Here is a 6,493-nt window from a genome sequence, read left to right on the forward strand (position 1 = left end):
TAAAATTAAAAGTTATTTCCTGCCCTAATCCTGGGGTTTCATTTGGTGATTTAGAAAGAGATGTGGAAATCTTTAAGTTGGGGTAACTTGCTTGAGGTGTAATTTGATAAATAGAACTATTTATACTGCCTAATGACAACCAATGGTCAGTATTATCTAAAGCAGCAACCCACATTCTATAGTTACCTAATTCAGTAAAGTTTTTAGATTTCTCGAAAACATAATCAGCGCCCGCATCGATTGTTACATTATTATCATATGTAAAATCCCTTGGATTCCAAGCCGGCTCATTTAAACGAACAGCAACTCCTAAGGCTTTGTAGGTTATTGGGGAAGAAGAATAATTATGAATAGTAACAGAAGCAGTATTGCTACCGCCGACTATTACAGATGCAGGAGAAAGATTAAGACTAGAGGAAACCGATGATTCAAATGAAATAGTTTTTTCCAAATTAATTCTACCATTTCCTAATAAGCCTGAATAACTCGGGTTAACGCTATCAATATTATCCGCCCCACTTTTTATTTTAGACATAATTTGACTATTGCTAAATGAAGGGAAAAAAGCTTTTAATAAGGCTGCTTCTCCGGCAACATGAGGTGTAGCGCCGGAAGTCCCCCTAAAATCGAAAAGATAATTTCCATTACTATAACCCCCAACTCCTGATATATCAGTGGTGTAAAGATTTATTCCCGGCGCTACTACATCTAATTCCGGACCATAATTAGAACCCCAAACTCCACCAGTCATACTTGGAGTAATTTTTTGGTCTGAAGAATTGCTCGCACCCACAGCTAGAACATTTGTAAACTTAGCGGGGTAAAGCACATTACTAGAATCATCGTTTCCGGCAGCGGCAGCAATAATAACACCTTTTCCATAAGCATAATTTACTATACTTTCCAAGGATGAGCTGTAGCTATCAGAAATTAAACTTAAATTAACAACAGCTATATTATTATCGGCGGCATATTGAATGGCTGCAACAATATCAGAAATATAACCACTGCCATCACTACCTAAGGCTTTTAAGGGAACAATTTTTGCATTCCAGTCAATTCCGGCTACACCAACACTATTATTTGAAATCGCTCCGGCGATTCCGGCTACACAAGTTCCGTGAGCATGATCATCAATAGCGGCATTACTATCATTAACCCATTTGTTAGTATCTTTATTAAAAGGAAGCGAAGGATTTTGCAAAGTACCGTTAAAAAAATCAAACCCATTATAATCATCAATGTATCCATTATTATCATCATCAATTCCATTACCGCTTATTTCACCAGAATTAACCCATATCTTTGATTGAAGATCCTCATGGTTATAGTCAACTCCTGTATCTATTATTGCAATTTTCGTAGTTGAATTACCTTGAGTTTTGTCCCAACCAGACGAAGCACTAATTTTTTGTAAAGCCCACTGCTGCGAATAATAAGAATCGTTTGGAGCGGCGGCAATTTTTACTTTATAATTTGGTTCAACATAATCAATGTTTGAATTTGCTTTAAGAAGCTTATAAACTTTTTCAATATCTTCATTTGCGGCAATTTTCACTTTGTATAAACCATTAGTAATGTTAGTCTTCTTTTCTACTTTTAAATCACTTAAAAGACTATCAATATAATTTTGATTTTTAAATTTAACTAATAATTCATCTTTCTTAAACTCACCCTTCAAAACAGGACCATCAGCTGAATAAACTCTATTTGAATTAAAAAACAAAAATAAACTTGTTATAAAGAAAAAAATAGTAATAACTATGAATTTTTTTATATTCACATTAACCTCATTAATATTGAACTTTATAAATTCCTATCTTAATACCAGGATTATTAATACTTCCCAAAGAAGTACCTCTGTAATAATACTGCAAAATAGATTCATAAGAATCCCCTCGTTCTGCCCTTTTTAATGCCCCGTAAGCAGATAAACCAACTCCATGTCCAGCTCTAGTCATACCATTACAGTCAGGATCTGGAACAGAAATTAACCATGGAGCCCAATCCCATCTCCAAGTGTCTTGGGCGGAAAGAGTAATCCCATCGCTTCTAGAAAAATAAGGAGTTACAACCGGCAAACTATTATAAGTAACAACCTTTTGGGAAGTAGCATTAACAGCATCTCTTATTGCAGAAGATTGTTCTTCAATCCCATAGCCTACATAAACCTGGTCATCCCCGTTTTTTACTCCATTCACGGTACGCGAATTCAATAAATGAAAAGGCTCACCCGGATGTTTGCCATTATGCACAAGGTGATAATAAGCGTAACTCCGTTCAGCTACTGACATTGTCATTAAGTGAGCCTGGTGAGATGACGGCAAGGTCTCAGCCATTCCTTTTAAATAATCTTCCATTGGTAAATCATTAATAGCCCACAAAGCATTGGAGGTTTGGGAATATTTAATTTCAATTGTACCCTTAAAACGATTGTAATTTATAGTGCTGTTCCAGTTAGGATCATAATAAGAATTAATTTGCATAACTGTGTTTCCAATTGGTTCTAATCTGATATAAGAATTAGTAACCAGCGCAAAGTTTGGAGCAGTAATATAATATTTTCCATTTGTATAAGAAACAGAGGTTTCGTTCCATTGGTTTTTAATGGCTAAAGTTTGTCCGCTTGAATTTCTAATTGCATAATCTCCGCCTACACCTGTTACTACTATAGGTGTAGTTAGATGAGCAATCACATTAAATTGAGTGCTAGATATAGTTGCGCCATCCGCCAAAGAAGGTGTGTACCAATATCCTAAAGGCGAGTGAACTGAAATCCATGCCCAGTGATTGCCAACAGCATCAGCTGTTCTTGTTGCACTATACTGCTTACTTTTTCCCGGCTGGAAAGTAATATTTTTCCATTCAAAATCCTTGTTTTGATTATCATACCTTGACGCAATCCCCATAGTTAAATTTACTGGCCTTGAATCAAAACTTTTCGCAGTAAAATAGCCTCCTATTGTCTGGCCCATTATAGGACTTACAGAATCTATCACAATATTGGAAGTAATTCTTATATCTGGTAAATGAGTAGTAAAACTTAACATTCCAGAAACACCATTATTGTTCATAGGATAGTACCATTTACCGCCATAATAATAAGTAATAAATGTTTCGTAGTATGCCCAATTATTAAAAACCTGTTTATAAGTTAAAGTTGTTGGTTGATTTGCTTGCAGATTTAAAGAAGTATAAGCAAAATCTTTAGGTAAAAATCCGTCTTTTGGATTAATCCTAACGGCAACTCCAAAAGTATTGATAGAAATATTTGCGTTACTTAAATTTGTAACCCCAACCGTTGCGGTTACTTCTTCCCCAACTACCGGGTTAGTGGGTGATATTGAAAATGAAGAAATTCGTATTTTATCAATAAAATCACTTACTCCAAAGTTTGCGGAAGTTTGAATATTTGTACCGGTTGTTTGGAATGAACTCCAATAACCAGCCGGCCAATAGGCTGATATCCATGCGCTATAATTACCGGCGGAATTGAAGTTTTGAGTTAAGGTAATGGTTTTCGGTTCGCCTCCTAAAAGAGTATATGCATTCCAAGTAAAATCTTGGGGCTGATTATTTATCCTAACGGCAACTCCCAAGGATTTAAAATCAATAGGCTGATCGCCAAAATTTTTAATCTCAAAAGATGCGGTAACCGCTTGACCCATAACCGGATCTTGAGGGGTTATATTTAAAGATGAAGTAATTTTTGGATCAGCTGCTGTTTGATAAACTGTAAAGTTTGAAGATAAACTTACATCGTTTGAAGTCTTCGGCAGATCACTACTCCAAGAACTTCCATTATAAGAAGACAGATAAGCAGAATAACTTCCTGCTTCATTGATAACTTTACTGTAATTTAATGTAACTTCTGTATTGCCAGGAATTACTTCTGTACGCCAAGTAAAATCATTAATTAAATCGAAATCATTTGGTCCGCGAAGAGCAACACCAATTCTATAATATCTTATTGACTGACTTCCAAAGTTTTTGACTCTAAAAGAAGCAGTAACTGTTTGTCCTTTAACTGGATATTTAGGGGAGATACTTAATGATGATGAAATTTTTGAATCGGCGGGTGTTTGATATACACCAAAATTTAAATCAGATTTTTTGTTTTGATCTGCCCCTATGTTTCTCCAATTATTATCTGGCCATAAAGTAGATACCCAGCTTGAATATTGTCCTACCTGACTGAAAGTCTGAGAATCGGCATAAGTATACTCTGCACCCGGATCTAAAGTAATAGGCTTCCAAACAAAGTCTCTATTTTGTCCATTAAATCTTACTGCTACTCCGATTGCATTAATAGTTGCTGGCCTAGAATCATAATTATGAATCTTAAAAGAAGTTTCGGGGGTTTGATCTGCAAGAGGATATTCAGGATTTAAGGATAAACTTTCTATAACTTTTACATTTGGTATATGAGTTGCGATATTTAATCCTCCCGGAACTCCACTATCAGAAAAGGCATTCCGCCATATACCGTATTGTTTATATGAGATCCAAGATGAATAAGTTCCAAGTCTCCAATATTTTTTTGTGTATTCAAATTGTTTAGTTTCATTTGGATAAAAAGTTACATTATTGTTAAACCCAGTGTCTTCATTCCATTCTCCAAACCTAGTAGCAACTCCGACTGATTCAACAATATTTGAGGCATTCAAAAGATTCCTGGCCTTAAATTTAACTGTCACTGTCTCACCTAAAGAAGGGTTGGACGGAGATATTGAAAATTCAGAAATAGAGATTGAACTTTTGTATTGATTATATTGAAGATTGGTCCAGTATCTTATCCCCCAATTTTCATTGCCAAAGGTATTGAAAAAAGCTCCGCCAGGACAGGCAGTTGGGTTAGCGTCTCTATGTCCTATAATTCCATTAAGGGAGGGGGTGGTTCTTCCCCAATAATCAGATACTTTATTACCGTTCACGTTTTTTGCTTCAATTACACGATTACCAGTTGGATATAAATTTCGATCCCCAAATTTTTTAGCCATCACATCAGTTAAAGAGCTTCTTGATGCATCAGAAATATCATGATTTACATAATCACCCATTATAGAGATTCCGATAGAACCCCAATTATATGGATAAGCATGTCCTCCAACTACATTCTCTCCTCCGAAACGACCTTCAAAAACGTTGCCATAACCATCTATGACATAGTTATAGCCGATATCACCCCAAACGCTACCGTCGCTATTGGTTCTATATCTATGGTGATGCCAAATAGCCCTCATTTGGCTATATGTATCTCCATATCCTATATCCCCAGTTGTATGATGAATAATAACATGGGTTGCTGATTGATATTGGGGAGGCCAATCTGGAGAATAATCCTTTTCCGGGCATCCCCATTCTGCTCGAGAAATAATTCGCGGAGAAGCGTTCGCTTTTTTGATTATGCCTTGGTTAGGCGAGAGCTTAGGCCCCTTTGTTGAGTCTATATTAGAAAAATTAACGTTTCGGATAACGGGTGGCTTTCCGTCCGTATTCTTTGACAAGCTTACTTTATATTGAAAAGCGTTTATTTTATTGCCAAAAAATAATTCACCGAATTTTTTATCGGTCTTTGTCCCATCCTTTCCTTCATCGATATCTTCTACCTTCACTTCCTGCCAATCATTCCAACCCTTTGAATCATTTAATTTTACAAACAGTTTCACTGAGTTGTCTTTTAGCTCTTGCCCTTGCCAGTCTGGTGATATGGCGTTTGATTCAAAAGACAGATTGTAAACGGGAGAAATATAATCTTTTGATTTTTCTTCTTTGTTTAAAGTAAGGATATCTTGCGCTGAAAAACGAAGCGCATCCAAACCTCTTTCCGGATCAAATGTAAGATGAACAAATTTACTAATATTTATATTATCTGATTTTATATCTGCCTTTTGTGATTCACTGGAATTTAAAAAAAACAGGGTGGCTCCTATTACAGCCAAAAAAATGCCTGCTTTTAAAATTTTCGTGCCTGATTTAAATTTTCTCATTGTCTCCTTTTTTATTTTTGTTTTATTCTGCTTACTGCTGCTATTTAATCAAGTGGACAAACGATCGTAAATTGAGTATAATTTTTTATTCTGTTTCTCTACAAGTCTATATTATAATATATATTATACCTTATTTTTGTAAATTAGTCAATAGTCTAGCTGTGAATCCGAAAACCTCATTAATAAATCCTGATAGACATTATTGAAAGAAAAGTTACTAATCTCGTCATTCCCGCGAAGGCGGGAATCTAGTACTTTCTGGATTCCTGCTTCCGCAGGAATGACAAAAAAGGAGGTTTTCGGATTTATGGATTTATATTATCAATCTTACGAAACAATAAATACGCCGCAAGAGGCATATTTATTTCTCTTTTCAGCTCGATTAAAATTTTTTGAATTATTTACCTAATAGTTTACTAAACTGTCCGCCCACAAAATCCCTAACCTTGCCTACCCATGAGAAGGTGTCTTCCAGGGTTTTAAGGATTAGATTAAGAATAGAT

General features: G+C 35.5%; 2 protein-coding genes. Both read right to left on the reverse strand.

The features are described 5' to 3' along the window. A partial coding sequence (locus COX95_00580; protein PIZ86604.1) for a hypothetical protein occupies nt 1-1,783 on the reverse strand: 1,783 nt, incomplete at its 3' end. Between the two features lie 10 nt (nt 1,784-1,793). After that, nucleotides 1,794-5,990, reverse strand: coding sequence for a hypothetical protein (locus tag COX95_00585; protein ID PIZ86605.1), 4,197 nt, complete (start codon nt 5,988-5,990; stop codon nt 1,794-1,796). Between the last annotated feature and the right edge of the window lie 503 nt (nt 5,991-6,493).

Source organism: bacterium CG_4_10_14_0_2_um_filter_33_32, assembly GCA_002792735.1.
Classification (GTDB): domain Bacteria; phylum Patescibacteriota; class CPR2_A; order CG2-30-33-46; family CG2-30-33-46; genus CG2-30-33-46.